The organism is Epilithonimonas hispanica, from assembly GCF_003385395.1.
Classification (GTDB): domain Bacteria; phylum Bacteroidota; class Bacteroidia; order Flavobacteriales; family Weeksellaceae; genus Epilithonimonas; species Epilithonimonas hispanica.
In genome coordinates this window covers 16,920-38,797 of the sequence record NZ_QNUG01000017.1, presented here as the reverse complement: position 1 = coordinate 38,797, position 21,878 = coordinate 16,920, and the positions used below count along the sequence as shown (strand labels likewise).

Here is a 21,878-nt window from a genome sequence, read left to right as displayed (position 1 = left end):
CACAATATTTATAACCTTTTGTAAATACAAAAGGTTTTTTTAATAAAATCAAAAAATATCAGTTACAAAAAATGGACATTTTTGAAAGAATAAAACAGAATCCAGGTCCACTAGGACAATTTGCAGATTACGCAGAAGGCTATTATATTTTCCCAAGACTAGAAGGACCAATTGGCCCGAGAATGAAGTTCCAAGGGAAAGAAGTGATTTTTTGGAGTGCTAATGATTATTTAGGACTTTGTAATCACCCAGAAGTTATTGCTGCCGATGCAAAAGCCGCAGCAGAATACGGAATGTTTTATCCAATGGGAGCAAGAGCAATGTCCGGAGAAACTGAGCAACATCTTCAATTAGAAAGAGAATTAGCAGAATTCGTTCAAAAAGAATCTGCTTATCTCTTGAATTTCGGTTACCAAGGAATGGTGTCTTGTATCGATGCGTTGGTTTCCAGAAATGACGTGATTGTTTATGACGTAGATTCTCACGCTTGTATCGTTGACGGCGTTAGACTACATGCTGGTAAACGTTTTACATACAGACACAACGATATTGCAAGTCTTGAAAAAAATTTAGAAAGAGCTAAAAAAGTAACTGAGGAAACTGGAGGCGGAATCTTGGTAATTACCGAAGGTGTTTTCGGAATGAGAGGACAACAAGGTAAATTGAAAGAAATCTGCGCTTTGAAAGAAAAATACGGTTTCAGAATTTTGGTAGATGACGCTCACGGATTCGGAACTTTGGGAGCTACTGGAGCTGGTGCCGGCGAAGAACAAGGATGTCAAGACCAGATTGATGTTTATTTCTCAACATTTGCAAAATCTATGGCTGGTTTCGGAGCTTTCCTTGCTGGAAACAAAGAAATTATCCGTTATTTGAAATTCAATCTAAGGTCTCAAATTTTTGCTAAATCTTTGACAATGCCAATGGTAATTGGAGGTTTGAAAAGATTGGAACTATTGAGATCAAGACCAGAAATCAAAGCTAAACTTTGGGAAAACGTTAATAAATTACAAGGCGGACTTAAGAAAATCGGTTATAATCTTGGAGATACCAATACTTGTGTAACACCAGTTTTCATCCAAGGAGGTCCGATGGAAGCGATGATGTTGGCGAAAGATTTGAGAGAAAATTACTTGATTTTTACATCCGTAGTTTCCTATCCAGTTATCCCAAAAGGAATGATTCTTTTAAGATTAATTCCTACAGCTTCTCACACAGATGCTGAAATCAACGAGACATTGGAAGCTTTTGATTCTATTTACAAAAAATTAGAAACTGGTTATTACAAAAACTTAGCAGACAAACAAGTCGAGGAACAGAATTTACAATTTAAAGAGATTTAATTGAGCTTATTCTTATAACTATAAAACGCCTAAACAAATTTAGTTTAGGCGTTTTTTAATTCAATCTCTCAGACCATTCCAATTCTTTTGGTAATTGGATTGATTGAAAATCCTTTTTTGGAGATTTCTGTTTTATGTTGTTCTAAAAGCATTATTTAGAGTCTTTTTTTTAAATACAAGTATTCGCTACTCAATTTAGTTTTTTGATTATGTTGCCACGTTTTAGATAAATTGTATCGTTATTTTTCAATTTGTATAATGAATCATTTTTCTTAATTGCATAATAATATGACTCTGGAAAACCTGTTTTTTTAATTCCATCCTTAAAAAAAACACTTACTACAGCGTGATTTGCCTTGTCAGAATATAAACTATCTACTATTCCTGAAAATTGAGATTGCTTCCTTTTCTCAGCCATTAACTCACCTTGTTTTTTAGAATATTTAGACATAATCAAAAAAACAGCACTCAAAAATATTAACAAAAAAATATTAATAATCCATTCCGTTTTCTTATCTATTTTAACACCAAATAAGAACTCAGTTGCATCTTTTAAGGAAGCCATCAGATAAGTTTTTAATTAATCTTCTTCAAATCCAAATCCTCAAAATCAAAACTAAAATCCGTCACATCAGAGATGGGTTTCATTTTCGCAGAAACTGCTTTCCCGTTTTCATCAAAACTCAAAGTAAAAAACGCATCAGCATCATAACTTCTATCATCCCACTTCGCCACAAAAGAATTTGCAGAATATGGAATCAAATCACCTTTCAGTCTTGGAGAAGATTTAGAGATAATTCTGTAACCTTTGCCTTGTTTAGAAACCTCAACAATCCCGAACCAATCATCTTTGTACCAACCGATGAATTGGTCTTCTTTCAAATAAGATTTGAATTTTGAAGCCTTATCATAAACTTCCTTCTTTTGTTTTGCGAAAGTTTCCTCATTTTTCTTATTTCTGTCGCCATAGAGTTTCAGCCAATCACGATTTTCAACGCCGAGATAAGCATCTTTCACAGAATTTGTAATGGTAGAAAAAGCTGCACCAGATTGCTGATTCGTCAAAACTACAATTCCTAATTTCAAATCCGGAATCAATGTAAAATGCGTCACAGTTCCAATCAAACCTCCAGAATGCTGAACTTGCAAATGACCTTTCACATCACTCAAAAACCAGCCTAATCCATAGCCATAAAAATGGGTATCATAAGGCGAAGTCATCCCAACTTTATCAGGAATCTGAAGACTCCAAAGTTCGTGAGCATTTTTCTCAGAAACCAAACGTTTTCCGTCTTTGGTTACAAAGCCATTCAGAAGAAAGTTTGCCCAAGTCGTCATATCTTGGATGTTGCTCATAATTCCGCCCGCTGCGTTGGCTGTTTCGTTCCAATCGTGAGGAACTGCAATCACTTTTCCGTCCACAGGAGCATGGGCATCGATGATATTTTGAGAATTTTTTGCTCTGTTATAAGAACCGAAACTTGCCGTCATCCCGACAGGTTTCATAATTCTCTGCTCGATAAAATCTGCCCATTGCAAACCGGAAACTCTATGAATCACTTCCCCCGCCACGATAAACATAATATTATTATAATCCAAAGTCGTACGGAAAGGATTTTCTGGTTTAAGGAATCTAACATTATGAACAATATCATTCACGGTTAAATTACCACCTTCCGGAAAAAACATCAAATCGCCTTGTCCTAATCCTAATCCAGCTCTGTGTGTGATTAAATCTTTTATCGTCACATTTTGAGAAACGTAAGGGTCGGCCATTTGAAATTCAGGAATATATTTGCTGACTTTATCATCCCAATTTATTTTACCTTCATCTGCTAAAATCGCTAAAGCCGTACAAGTGAAACCTTTACTATTAGAAGCAATTCCAACCAAGGTATTATCGTCCATCGGCTGATTATTTTTAAGGGAACGAACACCAAAACCTTTAGCATAGATTAGTTTTCCGTCTTTTACAACACCAACAGACATCCCGGGAACATCAAAAGTTTTAAGCGAATTTTGAATCAGTTCATCGAGTTTTTTTTCTTCAATCTGAGCATTGAAAAAAACAAATGAGAATAGGAAAAAAGAAAAAGATAATGTTTTGTTCATTTTGAAAAAGCTTTGTACGAAGATAGGAAATTGTAATTTCTAATTGTTAATGATTAAGGGTTAATTATCTTTACATTTCAAATTTAATCCCAAAATAAAATGTCATATTGCCAAGCTATAGAAACAATGCAGCCTGAAGAAAGAAAAGCATTGCACAAAAATTACCACGATAATCATTACGGTTTCCCTATTCATAATGACGATGAATTGTTTGGAAGGCTGATTATGGAAATCAATCAAGCTGGATTGAGCTGGGAAACGATTCTGAAAAAGGAAGAGTCTTTCCGAAAAGCTTACAGTAATTTCAATATCGAAAAAATAGCTGGTTATACTGAAATAGACAGAGAACGACTCTTGTCCGACGCTGGGATTATTCGAAATAAACTCAAAGTAAACGCGGCGATTGAAAATGCGAAAACTATTTTGGAACTGAAAAAAGAATTTGGTTCCTTCGAAAATTGGCTGGAGCATCATCATCCGAAAACGAAGGAAGAATGGGTGAAACTATTCAAGAAAACATTCAGATTCACAGGTGGAGAAATTGTGGGTGAGTTTTTGATGAGCATTGGTTTTCTGAAAGGTGCGCATTCTGACAGCTGTAAAATCAATGAAAAAATTTTTGCTACGAATCCGAAGTGGAAACAGGATTAAACCACAAAAGTCACAAAAGGAAATCTAACGTGAAAAATATTCAAAAAGTCCAAAAAAGTTTACTTTCAAAACATTTTCCTTATTTAAATTTTTAAAAAGCTTAAGAATAACAATAGCTTTTGTGTCTTTTGTGGTTAAAAAAATAGCCTTAAATTTGTAGAAATCTAAAGAAAGTAAATGGAAAGTAAAAAAGAATTCTTCCTCGAGTGCTACAAACTCGGGATAATCAAGTTTGGGCGTTTCATACTGAAAAGCGGGATAGAAAGTCCGTTTTACGTTGATTTGCGACCGCTCGCTTCTGACCCAAAAATCCTGAAAAAACTGGCCAATTATCTTTTGGAAATGCTTCCTTTGGATAATTTTGATATCATCTGCGGAGTTCCTTATGCGGCACTTCCGATGGCAACTGCAATGTCTCTTGAAAGTTACATTCCTTTGATTATCAAAAGAAAAGAAGCAAAATCTTACGGAACAAAAAAACTAATTGAAGGCATCTACGAAAAAGGACAAAACTGTCTTTTGGTGGAAGATGTCATCACATCCGGAAAATCTTTGGTTGAAACAATTGATGAAGTAGAAAATGAAGGCATCAAAGTTTCGGACATTGTTGTTGTTCTTGATAGAGAGCAAGGCGGAAAAGAAAAATTGGAAGAAAAAGGCTACAAAGTTCATTCGCTTTTCAACATTTCTGAAGTTGTGGAAATACTGAGAGAAGTGAATTATATCGATGACGAAGAAGTAGCAAGAATCCAAGATTTTGTGAACGGAAACCAAGTGGTTTTCGAAGAAAAGAAACGTTTATCTTACGAGCAAAAACTGGAAGTTGCCGAACATTCTTTCGCTAAGAAAATCCTTGAAATTGCTATTGCAAAAAAATCAAACCTTATTGCTTCGGCAGATTTTATCACCACAAAAGAATTATTGAATTTCGCTGATTTTGTTGGACCTCACATCGTAGCATTGAAAACTCACATTGATATTCTGAATGATTTCGATGCAGATGAAACGATTCTTCCGCTCAAAGATTTGGCAATGAAACATAACTTCCTTTTGATGGAAGACCGAAAATTTGCGGATATTGGAAACACTCAGGAATTGCAATTTTCTTACGGAACTTATAAAATTTCAAATTGGGCAGACCTTGTTACATCTCACGTAATTGGTGGAAGCAAAAGTTTGGATTGCTTTATGAATGTTGGTGTGGTGGCGATTTTGGGAATGTCTTCTCAAGGTACTTTGACGGATTCTCATTATCGTGAAGAAGCAATGAAAGTGATAGAAAATCATCCGAATATCATTGGTTGTGTTGCTCAGAACGAAATTTCAGACAATCTACTCCTTTTCACGCCTGGCGTAAATCTTTCGGTTGCAGGCGATGACAAAGGCCAACAATACAATTCTCCGGAACACGTGATTAAGAATTACGGAACAGATTTTATCATCGTTGGACGTGGCATTTACAAATCAGACGAACCGGAACAAGAAGCTTTGCGTTATAAAACAGAAGGCTGGAAAGCTTATCAAGCTTCTTTATAAATTTAACAATCTAAAATCCCGCTTCATCAGAAAAAATTAGTAGTTTTAATTACTGATTATTTTTGATGAAGCGATTTTTTTTGTGTTTGGTTTTATTGTTGACGAATTTCTGGGCAAAGGCTCAGCAAGACAGCATTATGCTGAACGTCAAATTGAATGACGACAAAAAATTAATTTCTGTTGAACAGACTTTAATTTATCATAATCCACATCAGAAATCCATCAATCAAATTAAACTTTTGAATTGGGTTGCGGCTTATCAAAAAAGAAGAACACCTCTACTAAAACGTAAAGTTGAAGACCGCAAAAAAGACCTTTATTTTGCAAAAGACAGCCAATTGGGAAAATTGGAAAGTCTCCAGTATTCTTACGGAAACTCATCTTCGGAAATCCTTAATAAAACTCAGGAAAATATTTTCATTCCGCTTTCTGAACCTTTGGAATCCGGGAAAAGCATCAGACTTAATTTAAAATATCAGATTTTGCTTCCTGACGCCCGCTTTACAGGTTACGGCGTCGATGCTGACAAGATTGTTTTAAAATATTTTTTCCTGGTTCCCGAGACTTACGAAACAGAAAATCAGAGCAATTCTTTTTACAGAGATATCGAAGAAACAGCCAACGCAGGTTCTTTCTGGAAAGTTGATTTTCAAGTGTCACAGAATTGGAAAATCTATTCTAATCTTAATCAGAAATCGGATTTAGCATTTGAAGGACAATCTATCAACGACCCAGAATTTCAATTATCAAATGAAATTTATCCTAAATTTTCAGTAGATGTTAACGGACAAAAAATCAATATCCAGTTAGGTTATCAGGTTTCTGAATATCAAAGACAAATCTTAAATTCTGTCTTGAGTAATCATCTGAAATTCATAAAAGCAAGAATCGGAAACCTTCCCAACCAATTATTTATCACTCAAAAATTCTTAAATAAGGAAGAGTTTATCGGGATTGATGATATCAAATTCTGGAAATTCAAATATCAATTGTTCACGGATTATGAGAAGACAGATTTGGATTATTTCAGTGCCGTTTCGAAGAAGATAATGGATGATTATTTCATTAGCAATAAAACGCAGGAACATTGGCTGAAAAATGGTTTGAAGTCTTATCTCGAAATTCAATATCTAAAAAATTTCTATCCGAATCATCAACTTTTGGGGAATCTTCCAGACAACGCCAAAATATTTGGAATTAAACCTTTGAAACTATTTCACGCTTCAAAACTGAAACTTTCCGAACGTTATGGATTGGCCTATCATTATATCTCGACTCAGAATCTTGACCAGAAAATTGACACGCCTTTTCATCAACTGAGTAATTTCAATACGACAGCCATCAGTCAATTTGAAATGGGTAATCTTTTGAATTATATCTCGGAATATCAAGGAACGGATTCTTTTGATTTTTTCCTTAAATCCTATTTATCATCAACTTATGGAACCAAAACAACGGGGAAAGATTTTCTTGATAATTTGAAGAAATTCACGAGTGGAAAATCGATTTTTCTAAATCAAATGATGAGTGAAAAGCACAGAATTAATTTTAATTTGAAGAATTTTAAAGAACAAAATCAAGATTATCTTGTTCATATTAAGGACAAAAACGCCACTAATATTCCTCTAAAAATTGAATCTGAAGCTAAAAATGACGAAAAGAAAACCTACTGGAAGGAAGGAAATTCTCAAATAAAAGACACACTTACCATTCCAAAAGAGAATGTCAATAAAATTGTTTTGAATGATAATTATGCTTTTCCGGAAGCTAATTTCCGAGACAATTACCTTTACACAAAAGGCTTATTTTCCAACACAAAAAAGATAAGATTCAAGTTGGTAAAAGATGTTCAAAATCCAGAATATAATGAGATTTTCCTTACACCGAAATTGACTTTCAATGCTTATGACAAAGTTTTGTTGGGACTTAATTTTAAGAATCAAGGGATTTTTGACCAGAAATTTGATTATTCTTTCACGCCTTATTATAGTACAGGAACTGGAAAACTGACAGGTTCGGGAGCTATAGGCTATTCAATTTTACCTCCAAATAGTTTTTTCAGAAGTTGGAATTTCGCCGTTTCGGGGTCTTATTTTCATTATAATACCAATCTAGCTTATAAGAGATTTGGAGCCGGAACTTCCATTAATTTTAATAAAAATCCGAGAAGTACGATTGGAAGAAGTTTATATTTTTCTTACAACTATTATGACCGAGAATTGACTCCGCTGATGATTGAAAATAATCTTTATTCTAAATATAATCTTTGGAACTTAGGCTATTCTTACTCAGACAACCGATTGATTCACGAGAAATATATCTCGACTAATTTGCAATGGATGGAAGATTTTCAGAAGATTTCTGCAGAAGCTTTCTATCGTTGGGAATTTTCTAAGGATAAGAAAATCAGTTTCCGTTGGTTTGCAGGTTATTTTATTAAGAATGAAACCAAAAATGCCTTATTCAATTACGGATTATCACGGGTTTCCAATTATTCTTTTTCCTATGGATTATTGGGGCAAAGTGCAACATCGGGGATTCTTTCTCAGCAATTTATTTTGGCAGAAGGCGGTTTCAAATCAATGTTCAACACATCAGTTAATCAATTCATCACCAGCTTGAATGTAGATTCACATCTTTGGAAATGGTTTAATGTTTATGCAGATGGTGGCGTCTATAAAAACAAAAATCACGCAGCGAAATTCATTTGGGATTCTGGAATAAAAGTTAAAGTAGTTCCTGATTTTCTTGAAGTTTATTTCCCAGTCGCTTCTACTTTAGGATTCGAACCCGGATTCAAAAACTATGGTTACAGAATCCGATATACTTTGGTTCTTAATCTTGGAGCATTGATTAATAATCTGAGACGAGGAGTTTATTAAAACAAAAAACCACCAATATTCTCGGTGGTTTTTTATTTAAAAGCTAATGCTCAAATTATTTTTTGATAACTTTTTGAGCTACTTTTTCTCCGTTTACAGAACCAGTAATAATGTAAACACCTTTTGCAAGAGAAGATACATTAAGAGTAGAACCTTCTGTTACTTTAGCAGCTTTTACCACTTGACCAGCAGCGTTGATAATTTGGATATCAGCAGTCTTAGCGAAAGCGATAGACTCTCCAACTACAGTGTTTTTAACTAAACTGAACTTTGATTTAGATAAATCATTAACAGCCATAGTTCCTTTTTCGTAAGCTAAGATATCATCAAAAGAAGCAGTACCTCCATTATACACTCTGAATGCTACATCTAAAGTAGCCGCATCTGCCCCTGCAGGCATTTCTACTGTATACTGAGTCCAAACTGATGCTGATGGAAGATATCCATTATTAGTTCTGAATGCATCTGTTGAAGCATCATCTGTAGTGTACACAGCTGTACCTGCCTGAGATTTATAAACACTCCAAAGTCTAGAATCTGCATCATCACCTGAAGACTTATACCAGAAAGAGATTACATAAGTCTTACCTCCTGTTACTGGAACATTTTGGTAGAAACCTGTAGTAGCTGTAGCAGTATATGTTGCACTGTTATTTCCTGTATGAGCTCCTGTAGTAGCAATTGTCGGTGCAGTGTAGCCAGAACCAGTTCCAGCTGCCCAAGGTGCTAATCCTGATTCAAACCCAGAGTTAGCTGTTAAATTTTGAGCTGATACCAAAGATACTGCAGCAATACTTAAAATTGTAAAGATTTTTTTCATAATATGAAAGTTTAAAAATTGTTTTAGTTATATATTTAAAGGGATGCTAAGTTAATAAAAAAATGTATTCCGCAAAATTTTGTTTGTTTTTTAACATTTACGCATTGTTAAGATTAGATTACATCAATGATAGAAAATTATTATCTCAAAAAATTAACATTCTTGTATCTCAAAATCTCCCTTTTTTTCTTGCCACAAAAGTAAATATATTAATAAGACCATATGTTAAGCCTACTTTAAATAATAAAAAATAACGCATCGTTTTACAGATGCGTTATGAGGCTTAACTTTGATAAGTTCTTCTATTTTTTAATGATCTTTTGAGAAATCGCTTGTCCGTTTAAAAGACCTGTTACTATATAAGTTCCTTTCGGCAAAGCAGAAACATCTAATCTAGAGTTTTCAGTAACCTCAGCAGTTTTCACTATTTGACCAGTCATATTATAAACCGACACTTTTGTAGTAGTATCAAAGATCAATTCGTTTGAAACGATGGTATTTTTCACTAAGTTAGCTTTTCCTTTTGTAGCATCTACAACCGCCATAGTTCCATACGCCGTCCAAGATACATCATCTATAGTTGTTTGTTTGTTCCCATTAGCAGTTCCTGTAGGATAAGAAATTTTGATTTTTACAGAACCAGATTTATTAACTTCTGTTGTAGAAGTTAATACCGTTGTGTCTTCTCCAGCAGCACCAAAAGTTGGAGTAACTGTTGTCTGAACACCATCGATAAAAACTGCTAAAACTCTTGTATTAGTTCCACCAGTGAAAGCTTTTCTATACTTGAATGTAAAAGAACCAACACCATTAGGAATTGTAAATTCTACAGAACTAGGTTCATCAGCCCTTCTTAACATAAGCCCTTTACCCGTAATTGCGTAATCACCTTCGTCACGAGAATGAGTGTATGCAACAGTAACACCAGACGTTTGCCCTGCAAAAGTACCATCTGCATAGGTTCCTGTTAATGATGTCTGAGCAGAGAAATCCTCAGATCCTTGCGCATTAATCGTTGCAGTTAAAGCTACTGCCGCTAATAAAGAATAGATTTTTTTCATAATTTAAAAATTTAAAATTGTTATTGTTTTGTTTGCTATTCCAAATATAAAACTTTATGTTGTATTATACTTTTTAACAGTGGTTTCACGTTTTAAATAATTGTTAATTCGTGTGATAGCCTATTATCGTTAACTTTGGAGCGTACATCAATCGGGTGAAAAAGAATATCTACTTTTTACTATTTTTCTCTTACTTCCTGGCATCAACAAGCGTTAATGCACAGATATTCAGTTGGAAAAACCCAAACATCCCGCAAGATTCACTTAAAAAAGACAGCGTCTTAGTTTCCAAAATCAATCAGGATTTTTTCACCAAAGACACACTCGACTTCATCAAAAAACAGAATCGCGTGATTTATGACGAAGAAGTTCTTGTAAAAAACGACAAGAAAAGAATCTTGGGAGAACTCAACTCCAAAGGCTCTATCATCCGAGGAATTACTTTTGGAAATAATCAAGGATCATCTGTGCAGAGTTCTATGGATATGCAGATCTCCGGAAAACTGAGTCCTGATGTTTCTATCTTAGCTTCCATTTCGGATCATAATCTTCCGGTGCAGGCAGATGGATACACACAGACTTTGCAGGAATTTGACAAAATCTATCTTCAGCTTAACATCAAAAACCATAGCATCATCCGCGCCGGTCATCTGGATTTGAATGATGAAACCACTTATTTCGGACGTTATCAAAGACGAAGTATGGGTTTACAATTTCTTACCAATTGGGAAAAGAATGGTAACAAGACTTCGGTAGATGTTTCTGGTGGTGTCGCCCGAAGCGAATTCTTTAGGATGCGTTTCCAAGGTATTGAAGGCAACCAAGGTCCATATCGATTAACCGGAAAAAACGGAGAACTATTCATTACTATTATTTCAGGTTCGGAACAGGTTTACATTGATGGCGTATTGATGAAGCGTGGCGAAAATCAGGATTATACCATTAATTATAATACAGGCGAAATCACATTCACGAGTTTCCGCCCCATCTATAAGCAGAACTTCATTAATGTTTCATACAATTACACTAATCGAAATTACACCAGATTTCTCATCACAGGAAATATCAAACATCAGCGAGAAAGACTGAAAGCGGGATTCAGTTGGTTTATGGAGAATGACAATAAGAATGCTCCACTATCACTCAATCTTAGCGAAGAAGACCAGCAACAATTGGTAAATGCAGGTAATGATCCTACTTTGATGTACTCTCAGTCCGGCGTGGAAACAGAATATGACGTGAATAAAATCTTGTACAAAAGAGTATTCTCTGGCGATTCTTATTATTATGAATTCTCTACAGATCAAACACAGACGCTCTATCAGGTTTCCTTTACGTATTTCGGAAGCGGAAAAGGTGATTATCAATTGCAACAATCTACAAACAACGGCCGTGTTTTCCAATATGTAGGAACGGGATTAGGAGATTATCTCTCGGTAAGAAAATTACCTGCGCCAGAAAAGTCTCAGGTTTACTCTGCCAATGTAGAATATGCTCTGAATGAAGGTATGATTGGAACAGATCTCTCGTTGAGTAATTATGACCTCAACGCTTTCTCATCAAAAGATAATGAGCAGAATATTGGTTACGCAGCAAGAATTTATGCTAATAAAACCTTCAAAAAGAATACTTGGACTGGAACACCAATGGTGGAATATCAAGTGATTCAAAAAAACTTCCACATTCTGGATAGAATTAATAATGTTGATTTCTGGAGAGATTTTAACTTGACTAATGAGTTCAGTCAGATTACTCAGAACAGATTTATATTTTCTTTCCTTAATGATTTTAACAAGACTTCAAAAATCAACTATAAATTGAATTATCTTGAAGAAACAAACACCTACAAAGGCATCAAAAATGACATCGATGCTGTATGGAAAATCGGAAAGTTCAACAATCTTGCAGCTGTTTCTTATCTTGACACCAAATCAACTGACCTTACTACGACTTTCATCAGAGGTGCGGTTTCTACTGAATTAGCAGGCAAAAAAGGAAGCTGGATGTTGGGCGGTTCTATGGAGCATAACGAGAAAAAATACAATGCGACACAACTGCTAGATGTCACGAGTTTTAGCTGGAAAGAAATTTTCATTCAGAAAAAAATTGCAAACACCGCTAGAACTAAACTATTAACAAAAATTTATCTTCGAAGCAATGACTCCGTTCAAGATAATCGTTTGCAAAAGATGAACAACATTTTGGGGATCCAAGCAGAAAGTCAAATCATTAAAACCGAGAAAACGCAGTTATCAACTTTGGTTCATTATAGAAAATTCTATTACGAGAATCAAAATCTAACCAATGACCAGAATCAGGATTTTGTAGTTGGAAACATCTTGTATAACCAGCAATTATTCAAAAACGGAATGCGACTTCAATTTTTCTACGAGCTTGGAAATGGTCAGGAAGCGCAACGAGAATTCCAATACATCAAAGTAACCGATGGACAAGGCGTTTACAAATGGACAGATTATAATAATGATGGCGTTCAGCAATTAGACGAATTCGAAGTAGCAGAGTATGCAGATTTGGCGCAGTACATTAGAGTTTATACGAATAGCGTGAACTATTTGGCTTCTAACAAAAACAAATTACAAGTAGCTTTATTTGTAAATCCTTCAGTCATTATCAGCTCAGAAAATGCTTTCCTGAAACGCTGGAACTTCAATTTATCTTTACTTTCTCAGAATTCTTATATGAAAGGTAGCAAGGTTCTGATTTGGAATCCTTTCGAAAAGCAAGCTGACCAATTGCTGAGAACTCAGAATATTTTGGCTTCAGCATTATTTAATTCTAATGATAAATCTGGCTGGAATGGTAGTTACCGATACACAGACAATGATAATCTGGTTAATGCTAATTTCAGTAACGAAGTACATTCTCAGAAATCTCATTTTATGAATATTGGCTATTCTTTTACTAAGGCTTTCCGTGCAGATTGGGAAAATACGTTGCAGAATGTAACCAACAATTCACAAGTTTACAATACCCGAAATTATCTTCTTCAAAATTGGGAAACCAAACCAAAAGCCACTTATAAATTAACCGAAACTTTGCAAACCGAATTATTCGGAGCACTTCGCCAAAAGAAAAGAACCGACGGTGAAGAACTTTTGAAAACCTACGAAATCTCAGGAACACTCCAATGGGAAAAAGCCAAAACTTCTATTAGAGCTAATTTTTCATTCATTAATAATGACTTTACAGGCAATAGCTACAGCATCGTCGGAAATCAAATGCTAGAAGGTCTGAAAGCCGGAAAAAACCAAGTCTGGACTTTATACATCCAACAAGCCATCAATTCTTTCATTCAACTCAATGTAAATTACGAAGGTCGAAATTCCGGCGACAGAACCATCCACATCGGAAGTATGCAAATCCGCGCAAGCTTCTAGAATAATGATTAATTGTTAATTATAAATGGTAACAATTAATCATTAGCAATTGACAATTAAATTTCGTTTCTACTCCACTCACTCCAGCTTCCAACATAAAGATTCGGGATTTCAAGACCTGCATAATCTAAAGCCAAAAGAGAATGACAAGCCGTTACGCCACTTCCGCAATGAAAGGTGATTTTGCTTTTGTCATATTGCTTAAACAATTCAGAATATAGATTTCTAAGTGTTTCAGGAGATTTAAACAAACCATTTTCATCCAGATTATCTGAGAAAGGAAAATTCTTGGCATTCGGAATATGTCCTGCCACTAAATCAATCGGTTCAGTAATTCCTTGATAACGCTGAGATTCTCTAACATCAACAATCACAGCATCTGAATCTTGAGTGGCATTTTTCACATCATCAATCCAAATCTGTGGCAATTGCCAATCTTTGTAATCAGAAATATATTCAGTTTTTGGATAATAATTTTCACCAGAAGCTATAGGATAATTTTGATTTTCGGCAAATTGTAACCCGCCATTCAAAACCTGAACATTCTTGTGACCAACTGCTTTCAACATCCACCAGAATCTCGCTCCTGCATTGGCTCCATTTTTATCATCATAGATTACAACATGAGAATCTTTATCAATTCCTAATTTCCCTAAAGTCTTGATAAAATTTTCAAACTTCGGAAGTGGATGACGACCTCCATTTTTCGGATTATCGATTTCCGCCAAATCGGAATTCAAGTCGACATAAACTGCATTTTTGAGATGTTTCTTATCGAATTCTGATTTTGAATCTGGTCCAGTTCTCACATCAAAGATTTTTAGATTGGGATTTTCTGATAGCTCCAAAAGTTCATTAACCTCGATAATTGGCAATTGTTTTTTCATTTTATCATATTATTAAAAAATTATTGGAATTCTTTTTGATTCCCAATCCCAAATTTAATTAGATTTGCCAATCAATAAAAGTAAAAATGAAACTATGACAGAAAAAATCCTAATCACAGGCGCACTTGGCCAAATCGGAACAGAGTTAACCGTTAGATTATCAGAAATATATGGTAAAGAAAACGTTATCGCTTCCGGATTGGACAAGTGGAAAGAAGGCATCACCGAAGCTGGCTATTACGAAAGACTTGATGTGACTAACTTTCAAGCTGTTACAGAAGTCATCAAAGAACATAATATTACAACAGTATATCATTTAGCTTCACTTTTATCAGGAACATCAGAAAAACAACCTCTTTTTGCTTGGAAACTCAACCTTGATCCATTAATCCACCTTTGCGAATTAGCAAAAGAAGGACTTTTGAAGAAGATTTTCTGGCCAAGTTCAATCGCAGTTTTTGGAAAAGGAATCCCGAAAGAAAATGTAGGACAAGAAGTTGTTCTTAATCCAACAACCGTTTACGGAATCTCAAAAATGGCAGGCGAAAAGTGGTGCGAATATTACTTCGAAAAGTATGGCGTTGACATCAGAAGTATCCGTTATCCCGGTCTGATTTCTTGGAAAGCTCCGGCCGGTGGAGGAACTACAGATTATGCTGTTGAGATATTTTATGAGGCAGTAGAAAATGGAAAATACACAAGTTTCATCAGCGAAAATACAGCGATGCCAATGCTCTATATGGATGACGCAATTGCGGCAACAATTAAGCTAATGACAGCTCCAAAAGAAGAGGTGAAAATCCGTTACTCTTACAACCTTGGAGGAATGAGTTTTACACCAAAAGAATTGGCTGCAGAGATTCAAAAAACTATTCCAGATTTTGAGATAAAATATGAGTCGGATTTTCGTCAGGCGATTGCGGATTCTTGGCCGGCAAGTATCGATGATTCTGCTGCGAAGCAAGATTGGGGATTGGATTATAAGTTTGATATATCATCTATGTCAATAGATATGATAAATAATCTTAAGAAAAAACTCAACAAAGAGTAAAGTCTAAACTATCAGTTTTAATTAAATTAATTTTAACATTTGATTTTTAATTCATTAAAAAATTTATCTCAATTATAATTTAAGTGGTTTTATTAACTTTCAACATATCATTATCGGAAAATCAGACTTTGAAAACTAAAAATATTTCAGAATCTGAATTGATAACTTCTATCGAAGAAAAGGTTAATTCTACCCTACTCTTGTTGGAGCTTCATGAATTCCAAGCGACATTTTTCATTGATATTATTCTTGCTGAAGGATTAAAAAAATCCATAAAAAGCATTTCATTTGCGGGTCATGAAATCGCATTTTACAACAGCAATTCTGACCTGAAAATCATAGAAAAAGTGAAGCAAAATTTGGAAGATTTTTTACAAAAACCAATCAGAGGTTTGAGGCAAAAGTACCACCAAATTTCTTATTCAGAAATCAAGAAATTAGACTTCAACTACATCTCCAATATCGAGGAATCGAGAATCAATTTTCTATGGCGAAAGTTGACTGCTAAAACCGAAATTCATATCGAAAATGATTTGACAATTGTACCGGAAAGTCAGTCGCCTTACTCTCAACTTCCGTTCAATGATTATGTCCTCCAAGTGACCCCGATGAAGTATTACGAAAATATGCTTTTGGAAAGTTTGAAGAACAATGAGTATGTTATGATCTATGCCAACATTTGGCAATTATACGAATCCGAAGACCTGCCAATTGAGATTCCTTTTTATAAAAAAATCAACATCGGTAGAAAATTCGAAGATCGACTTGAAAAGCTATTTCAATTCATTAATGAAAACGAAATTGCCGTTTCGAGAATGAAGGATTATTTGTTTTAATTAAGAAAACTTAGATTAAAAATTCATCAAATAAAAAGATTTATTTTTCAATTATTAATAATTCTTATAGAATAAGGTTAGGTAATGGAACCCATACAGCGATCTCACGGAAATCATCCAGAAAAGCCTGTTATCATTTATCCGACAACAGGCTTTTTTATTATTAAAAAGATAATTAACACAATTCAAAAACTGTGATTTCCGGCAACACTCCTACTCTACCCGGATAACCAATGACTCCAAATCCGCGGTTGACATAGAGATATTTATCTCCACTTTGATAAAGGTCTGCCCATTTTGGATATTTGTATTTCACAGGCGACCATTTGAAGTTTTCCAAGTCGATTCCGAACTGCATTCCATGGGTATGTCCGGAAAGTGTTAATTGTATGTCTTTCGGATGATTCTTTACGACAGCATCAAAATGCGACGGATCGTGAGACATCAGGATTTTACAAGCTTCTGTTGGTACATTTTGCGTTGCTTTATCCAAATCACCAAATTGTGGAAACGGTGGAATTCCCCAGTTTTCGACACCAAGAATGTATAATTTTTCACCATTTCTTTCAATGATTCTGTGTTCATTCCTGAGCATTTCGAAGCCGGCTTTTCGCTCGTTTTCTATAAGTTTCGGAATATTATTTTTTTGCTCATCGATATTTTTCCAAACGCCATATTCGCCATAATCGTGGTTTCCCAAAACCGCCAATTTCCCGTCTTTTCCTTTAATCTGAGAAAACAAATCAATGAATGGAACAAACTCATCCGCATAATTATTCACCATATCTCCGGTAAACAAAACCAAATCTGCATTTTGTTCATTAATCAAATCAATAGCGTGTTGCAAATGTTTAGGATTTTGGAAACTTCCGCTATGAACATCAGAAATCTGAACGATTTTATAACCCTTGAAACTATCAGGAAGATTTTTCAGCTTAAGTCTCACAACTCTCGCTCTATGACGGTATTTTCCGAAGATAATTCCATCCAAAACAATTCCTGCTAAAATAGCGCCTGAACCAAGCCCAACCAAGCTTATAAACTTCCTTCTCGAAGGATAATTATGATTTTCTGTCGCCACATAATTGTAACCGAAATTCAGAAGTCTGAGTAAATCCTCAATCAAAAGAAAAACAGCAATCAAAAGCTTTGGCAACACAAAAATCAAAATCACAGAAAACACGATTTGAAGTTTGAGATATTTGTGAGAAGCCTTATCAAAAGTAAGAATCGAATAAAACAAAAACACATAAATCAGAATCGTCGGGATCCAATAGATAAATCTACCATTCTGATTGGTATAAACCGTTTTAAAAGCTTGATAAACGTAAGCTTCCAGCAGTAGAAAAACTCCCAGAAGAAATAAAATTGTCTTTTGCATATTGTGATAAAAAACAAAAGGAATAAAAATTTATTCCTTTTAGTATAGTGACGTTTAAAATTTATTTTTACTTTAAATGATTTATATTTTCCCTTCCGGAAACTTATAAACCACACAATTGATATTCATCCCTGCTCCAACTGACGTGAAAATAATATGAGAACCCGGCGTAAATTGCTGACCTTTCATTTTTCCTTTTCTGATTAAATCAAATAAAGTAGGAACTGTTGCAACCGAAGAATTCCCAAACTCCTGAATCGTCATCGGAGAAATCGCGTGGTCGTAATCTTTTTGTCCGTATAGCTTGAATAATCTTCCAATCATTGCGTAATCCATCTTCGCATTCGCCTGATGAATCAGGATTTTCCCAATATCAGAGATATCAAGGCCAGCTTTATCAATTGTTGCTTTTATTGCATCAGGAACGTTTTTAAGAGCATATTCGTAGATTTTACGACCTCTCATTCTGATGAATAATTGAGTTTGGTCGTGCTCAAGATTGAGTGAAGGACCATTTTCCAAATAACATAATTCCTCGCCGTTATCGCAAAGTGTGTTATCCGCTAAAACTCCAACTGTAGTATCTTCAGTCGCTGTTACAACAACTGCTCCGGCGCCATCCGCAAAAATCATTTTGTTTCTATCGTAAGGATCTGTAACCCTGCTTAGAGTCTCTCCACCAACAACCAAAACTGTTTTTGCTTTTCCGGCTTTTATCATTGTATCAGCTAAAATCAAAGACTCAACCCAGCCCGGACATCCGAAAATCATATCATAATTGATACAATCTCTTCTTTTGATTCCTAATTTTCCTTTTAATCTTGCAGAAAGGGACGGCATAAAATTCGGAATTCCGTTGACATCAACTTCACCAAAATTGGTTGCGAAAATGATGTAATCAATCTCTTCTTTATCAATACCCGCATCTTCTATAGCCTCTAAAGAAGCTCTGTGAGCCAAATCTGAGTTAAAATCTTCCGGATTAGCATATCTCCTTCTTTCTATCTCTGTAATCTCAACAAATTTGCTGATAATCTCCTCAGTTGGTTTTTCAATCAGTTGATTATTATCATCATAGAATATTGCATCTTTGAAATGAGAACCGTCTATTATGTTTTCCGGAACATAACTTCCAGAGCCAATGATTAATGTATTAGGCATTGAATTTTAAAAATTTGATTGCAAAATTACATAAAATTTAATTCATCAAATTTTATTTTTTTAAGCATTTTTTAAGAAAGTAATATCAGTCAACTCAAAATCATCATAAAAAACACAAATACAGTAACAAAACATCATTTTTTCGAGTTATTAATAAATTTATTTAATTTAAAATTCTCTCGAAAATCTTTACTTTTGACGAATGTTTGAATTCCAAACCATAGAAAAACCGATTGAAGACACCCTACTCAAAGAGAAAGGAAGCAAATTCATTGGTTTCGCCTATCCAGTCAATTCTGAAGCTGAAATCAAGGAAAGATTAAATCATCTCTATGAGATCCACCCCAAAGCAACACATCATTGTTATGCTTACAGACTTGGAATCAATGGAGAAAATTACAGAGCCCATGATGACGGAGAACCTTCTGGAAGTGCTGGTTTACCAATCTACAATCAGCTTCTTGCCCACCAGATAACCAATGTTTTGGTCGTAGTCATCCGATATTACGGAGGAACAAAACTAGGTGTTAGTGGATTGGTAAAAACCTATAAAGAATCTGCAAAATTCACTTTGGAAGAAGCAGAAATCATTACTAAAGAATTAGAATCCGAAATTGAAATCAGATTCAAGTTTTCTCATCAAAATCAAATTTTCACACTTCTAAATAAATATGATGCAAAAATTCTAGATTTTGATGCGCAGGAAATTTGTATCATCAAAGCCAGTATCAAAATCGCTAAAAAAGAAAACATCTCAAACGAATTGTCTGAGATGCTTTTGGAATTTAACTTTTCATAACTTTTAATCCCTTCTATTTCCCATAAGCATTGATGCAAAATAAATAAGCTGCGCTAATGAACCCAACGCTGCAACAACGTACGTTCTCGCCGCCCATTTAAGCGAATCTTCCGCCCCTTCATATTCTTCCGAAGTTACAGTTCCGGTAGATTTCAGCCATTGTAATGCGCGATTACTAGCATCATATTCTACAGGAAGAGTTACAAATGCGAACAAAGTAGTTATAGCAAAAAGAATAACGCCAATAGCTAAAACTGTAGTGTTTCCGTTCGGGTTGTCGATACTTCTTGTCGCTGCCATTATGGCAATACCTGCGAACAAAACAAATTGTAAAAGATTGGAACTGATATTCACAATCGGAACCATTTTTGATCTCAATTGCAACATAGAATAACCGACAGCGTGCTGAACTGCGTGTCCGCATTCGTGAGCTGCAACCGCCGCTGCTGCTGCATTCCTCTGCATATAAACAGCTTCGGAAAGATTAACGGTTTTATTTTCAGGATTATAATGGTCTGTCAATTGTCCCGGAACCGAAACCACTTGCACATCCATAATACCATTGTCTCTCAACATTTTTTCTGCCACTTCTTTCCCGGACATTCCGTTTCTGAGGTGGACTTTTGAGTAATATTCGAACTTGGATTTCAATCTGGAAGAAACTATCCAGCTTATAAGCATTGAAACTCCAATAATTAAGTAATAACCTGTCATTATTTTGAAAATTTACATTAAAATAAATTATGCAATTTTATAGAAAAATTATGCCAAAGCATTGCTTTTTTCGGCTTAAAAACTATATTTGCCCTATTGATTAGCAAGAATATGGAAAATGTCATTATAAAGCAAGTTGTTACAGAAAACAACCTGACAAACTTCATCAAATTCCCAATGGAATTATACAAAAACAACCCGAATTTTGTCCCGCCATTGATTAATGAAGAAAAAAACATTTGGAACAAAGATGAAAATCCGGCTTTGTTATATTCTGTTGCAAAACAATTTCTAGCTTATAAAAACAACAAAATCGTTGGCAGAATTGCTGTGATGATTAATAATAAGGAAACTCAAGAATTAGGAATTAAAAAAGTAAGATTCGGGTGGATTGATTTTATTGATGATGAGGAAGTTTCTAAAGCTTTGATTAATGAAGCTATTAAATACGCCAAGGAAAATCAAATCAATAAAATCGAAGGTCCAATGGGATTCACCAATCTTGACAAAGCAGGAATGCTGATTTTTGGATTTGATAAATTGGCGACGATGATTGGAATTTATAACTTCGATTATTATCCAAAACATCTTGAAAAATTAGGTTTAGTAAAAGAAAAAGAATGGGTAGAATTTGAGATTAATTTTCCTGAAGTTCTGCCTGAAAAAGTAGTGAAATTTAGCAGTTTGATAGCTGAGAAATACAAATTAAAAGTCCTTAATTTCAAATCAAAACAAGAGATTTTGCCTTTGGTGAATCCTATGTTCAAACTTTTGGATGAGACCTACAAACACCTATCAACATACACTCCTATTTCCGAAGAGCAAATCAAAACTTATAAAGAAAAGTACTTTCCGTTTATTGATAAAAACTACATCATTTGCATTGCAGACGAAAAGAACGAACTGGTTGCTTTTGCCATCACCATGCCCTCCTACTCCAGAGCGCTACAAAAATCCAAAGGCAAGATGTTCCCTTTTGGTTGGTGGCACTTTTTACAAGCAGGAAAGAAAAACGATAGAGCTAATTTTTATTTGATAGGAATCCATCCAGATTATCAAAGACGCGGGATTACGTCTATTATTTTCAAGGAAATCTTTGACCGCTTTAGAAAAATGGGAATCAAATTTACAGAAACCAATCCGGAGTTAGAAGAGAATAAGAATGTACAACTCCTTTGGCAGGATTATCATCCGGTTCATCATAAAAGCAGAAGAACCTACTCTTTGGAGTTTTAATTATTAAACG

General features: G+C 34.8%; 17 protein-coding genes. 9 read left to right on the top strand and 8 right to left on the bottom strand.

From position 1 onward, the window contains the following. Positions 1 to 71 precede the first annotated feature (71 nt). Entirely contained in the window at positions 72 to 1,343 is a 1,272-nt protein-coding gene (locus DRF58_RS09630) for an aminotransferase class I/II-fold pyridoxal phosphate-dependent enzyme (protein WP_116034997.1), read from the top strand. Positions 1,344 to 1,533: 190 nt separating this feature from the next. On the opposite strand, the gene DRF58_RS09625 is transcribed toward DRF58_RS09630, so the two are convergent. Then, entirely contained in the window at positions 1,534 to 1,908 is a 375-nt protein-coding gene (locus DRF58_RS09625; RefSeq protein WP_116034995.1) for a hypothetical protein, read from the bottom strand. 11 nt (positions 1,909 to 1,919) lie between these two features. Next, positions 1,920 to 3,455, bottom strand: a complete 1,536-nt coding sequence (locus tag DRF58_RS09620; protein WP_116034993.1) for a serine hydrolase — start codon at positions 3,453 to 3,455, stop codon at positions 1,920 to 1,922. A gap of 99 nt (positions 3,456 to 3,554) precedes the next feature. On the opposite strand from DRF58_RS09620, the gene DRF58_RS09615 reads away from it, so the two are divergent. The 3 genes from DRF58_RS09615 (at position 3,555) to DRF58_RS09605 (ending at position 8,524) form a co-directional block, all read left to right on the top strand. After that, positions 3,555 to 4,106: a DNA-3-methyladenine glycosylase I gene (locus DRF58_RS09615; protein ID WP_116034991.1), complete on the top strand. Its 552-nt coding sequence runs from the start codon at positions 3,555 to 3,557 to the stop codon at positions 4,104 to 4,106. Between the two features lie 177 nt (positions 4,107 to 4,283). Continuing rightward, positions 4,284 to 5,642: an orotidine-5'-phosphate decarboxylase gene (gene pyrF / locus DRF58_RS09610; protein WP_116034990.1), complete on the top strand. Its 1,359-nt coding sequence runs from the start codon at positions 4,284 to 4,286 to the stop codon at positions 5,640 to 5,642. Between the two features lie 65 nt (positions 5,643 to 5,707). Further along, positions 5,708 to 8,524 (top strand): TonB-dependent receptor, encoded by a 2,817-nt coding sequence (locus DRF58_RS09605; protein WP_185144543.1) that lies wholly within the window; start codon positions 5,708 to 5,710, stop codon positions 8,522 to 8,524. A 55-nt stretch (positions 8,525 to 8,579) separates the two neighbouring features. Here DRF58_RS09605 and DRF58_RS09600 read toward each other — a convergent pair whose 3' ends face one another. Further along, on the bottom strand, positions 8,580 to 9,344 hold the full coding sequence (locus tag DRF58_RS09600; RefSeq protein ID WP_116034988.1) for a T9SS type A sorting domain-containing protein: 765 nt from the start codon (positions 9,342 to 9,344) through the stop codon (positions 8,580 to 8,582). 302 nt (positions 9,345 to 9,646) lie between these two features. Continuing rightward, on the bottom strand, positions 9,647 to 10,405 hold the full coding sequence (locus DRF58_RS09595; protein ID WP_116034986.1) for a T9SS type A sorting domain-containing protein: 759 nt from the start codon (positions 10,403 to 10,405) through the stop codon (positions 9,647 to 9,649). A gap of 155 nt (positions 10,406 to 10,560) precedes the next feature. Here DRF58_RS09595 and DRF58_RS09590 point away from each other — a divergent pair, with 155 nt between their 5' ends. After that, positions 10,561 to 13,803 carry a hypothetical protein gene (locus DRF58_RS09590; RefSeq protein WP_379883783.1) on the top strand — a complete coding sequence of 1,081 codons (3,243 nt, stop codon included), beginning with the start codon at positions 10,561 to 10,563 and terminating at the stop codon, positions 13,801 to 13,803. Between the two features lie 56 nt (positions 13,804 to 13,859). On the opposite strand, the gene DRF58_RS09585 is transcribed toward DRF58_RS09590, so the two are convergent. After that, a complete protein-coding gene (locus DRF58_RS09585) occupies positions 13,860 to 14,690 on the bottom strand; it encodes a sulfurtransferase (RefSeq protein WP_116034985.1) in 831 nt (276 codons plus the stop codon). A gap of 94 nt (positions 14,691 to 14,784) precedes the next feature. Here DRF58_RS09585 and DRF58_RS09580 point away from each other — a divergent pair, with 94 nt between their 5' ends. Together DRF58_RS09580 and DRF58_RS09575 are read left to right on the top strand one after the other, a co-directional pair. After that, a complete protein-coding gene (locus DRF58_RS09580; protein WP_116034983.1) occupies positions 14,785 to 15,741 on the top strand; it encodes an NAD-dependent epimerase/dehydratase family protein in 957 nt (318 codons plus the stop codon). A 128-nt stretch (positions 15,742 to 15,869) separates the two neighbouring features. Then, complete coding sequence (locus DRF58_RS09575; RefSeq protein ID WP_123902387.1) at positions 15,870 to 16,577, top strand: polysaccharide deacetylase family protein; 708 nt, start codon at positions 15,870 to 15,872, stop codon at positions 16,575 to 16,577. A 175-nt stretch (positions 16,578 to 16,752) separates the two neighbouring features. Here the strand turns inward: DRF58_RS09575 and DRF58_RS09570 are convergent, their stop codons facing one another. After that, positions 16,753 to 17,958: a metallophosphoesterase gene (locus DRF58_RS09570; RefSeq protein ID WP_116034979.1), complete on the bottom strand. Its 1,206-nt coding sequence runs from the start codon at positions 17,956 to 17,958 to the stop codon at positions 16,753 to 16,755. Positions 17,959 to 18,039: 81 nt separating this feature from the next. Further along, positions 18,040 to 19,119, bottom strand: coding sequence for a 3-oxoacyl-ACP synthase III family protein (locus DRF58_RS09565; RefSeq protein WP_116034978.1), 1,080 nt, complete (start codon positions 19,117 to 19,119; stop codon positions 18,040 to 18,042). Between the two features lie 202 nt (positions 19,120 to 19,321). Between DRF58_RS09565 and DRF58_RS09560 the strand changes: the two genes are divergently transcribed. Then, a complete protein-coding gene (locus DRF58_RS09560) occupies positions 19,322 to 19,918 on the top strand; it encodes an IMPACT family protein (protein ID WP_116034976.1) in 597 nt (198 codons plus the stop codon). A gap of 3 nt (positions 19,919 to 19,921) precedes the next feature. Here DRF58_RS09560 and DRF58_RS09555 read toward each other — a convergent pair whose 3' ends face one another. After that, positions 19,922 to 20,632: a zinc metallopeptidase gene (locus DRF58_RS09555; RefSeq protein WP_116034974.1), complete on the bottom strand. Its 711-nt coding sequence runs from the start codon at positions 20,630 to 20,632 to the stop codon at positions 19,922 to 19,924. A gap of 111 nt (positions 20,633 to 20,743) precedes the next feature. Here DRF58_RS09555 and DRF58_RS09550 point away from each other — a divergent pair, with 111 nt between their 5' ends. Further along, a complete protein-coding gene (locus DRF58_RS09550) occupies positions 20,744 to 21,868 on the top strand; it encodes a GNAT family N-acetyltransferase (protein WP_116034972.1) in 1,125 nt (374 codons plus the stop codon). The last annotated feature ends 10 nt before the right edge of the window (positions 21,869 to 21,878 follow it).

Coding starts and splice junctions, on each gene's coding strand:
- pyrF (WP_116034990.1), top strand. CDS start 4,284: ATGGAAAGTAAAAAAGAATTCTTCCTCGAGTGCTACAAACTCGGGATA.
- DRF58_RS09585 (WP_116034985.1), bottom strand. CDS start 14,690: ATGAAAAAACAATTGCCAATTATCGAGGTTAATGAACTTTTGGAGCTA.
- DRF58_RS09580 (WP_116034983.1), top strand. CDS start 14,785: ATGACAGAAAAAATCCTAATCACAGGCGCACTTGGCCAAATCGGAACA.
- DRF58_RS09570 (WP_116034979.1), bottom strand. CDS start 17,958: ATGCAAAAGACAATTTTATTTCTTCTGGGAGTTTTTCTACTGCTGGAA.
- DRF58_RS09600 (WP_116034988.1), bottom strand. CDS start 9,344: ATGAAAAAAATCTTTACAATTTTAAGTATTGCTGCAGTATCTTTGGTA.
- DRF58_RS09630 (WP_116034997.1), top strand. CDS start 72: ATGGACATTTTTGAAAGAATAAAACAGAATCCAGGTCCACTAGGACAA.
- DRF58_RS09625 (WP_116034995.1), bottom strand. CDS start 1,908: ATGGCTTCCTTAAAAGATGCAACTGAGTTCTTATTTGGTGTTAAAATA.
- DRF58_RS09560 (WP_116034976.1), top strand. CDS start 19,322: ATGTTTGAATTCCAAACCATAGAAAAACCGATTGAAGACACCCTACTC.
- DRF58_RS09605 (WP_185144543.1), top strand. CDS start 5,708: ATGAAGCGATTTTTTTTGTGTTTGGTTTTATTGTTGACGAATTTCTGG.
- DRF58_RS09555 (WP_116034974.1), bottom strand. CDS start 20,632: ATGACAGGTTATTACTTAATTATTGGAGTTTCAATGCTTATAAGCTGG.
- DRF58_RS09620 (WP_116034993.1), bottom strand. CDS start 3,455: ATGAACAAAACATTATCTTTTTCTTTTTTCCTATTCTCATTTGTTTTT.
- DRF58_RS09565 (WP_116034978.1), bottom strand. CDS start 19,119: ATGCCTAATACATTAATCATTGGCTCTGGAAGTTATGTTCCGGAAAAC.
- DRF58_RS09595 (WP_116034986.1), bottom strand. CDS start 10,405: ATGAAAAAAATCTATTCTTTATTAGCGGCAGTAGCTTTAACTGCAACG.
- DRF58_RS09615 (WP_116034991.1), top strand. CDS start 3,555: ATGTCATATTGCCAAGCTATAGAAACAATGCAGCCTGAAGAAAGAAAA.
- DRF58_RS09550 (WP_116034972.1), top strand. CDS start 20,744: ATGGAAAATGTCATTATAAAGCAAGTTGTTACAGAAAACAACCTGACA.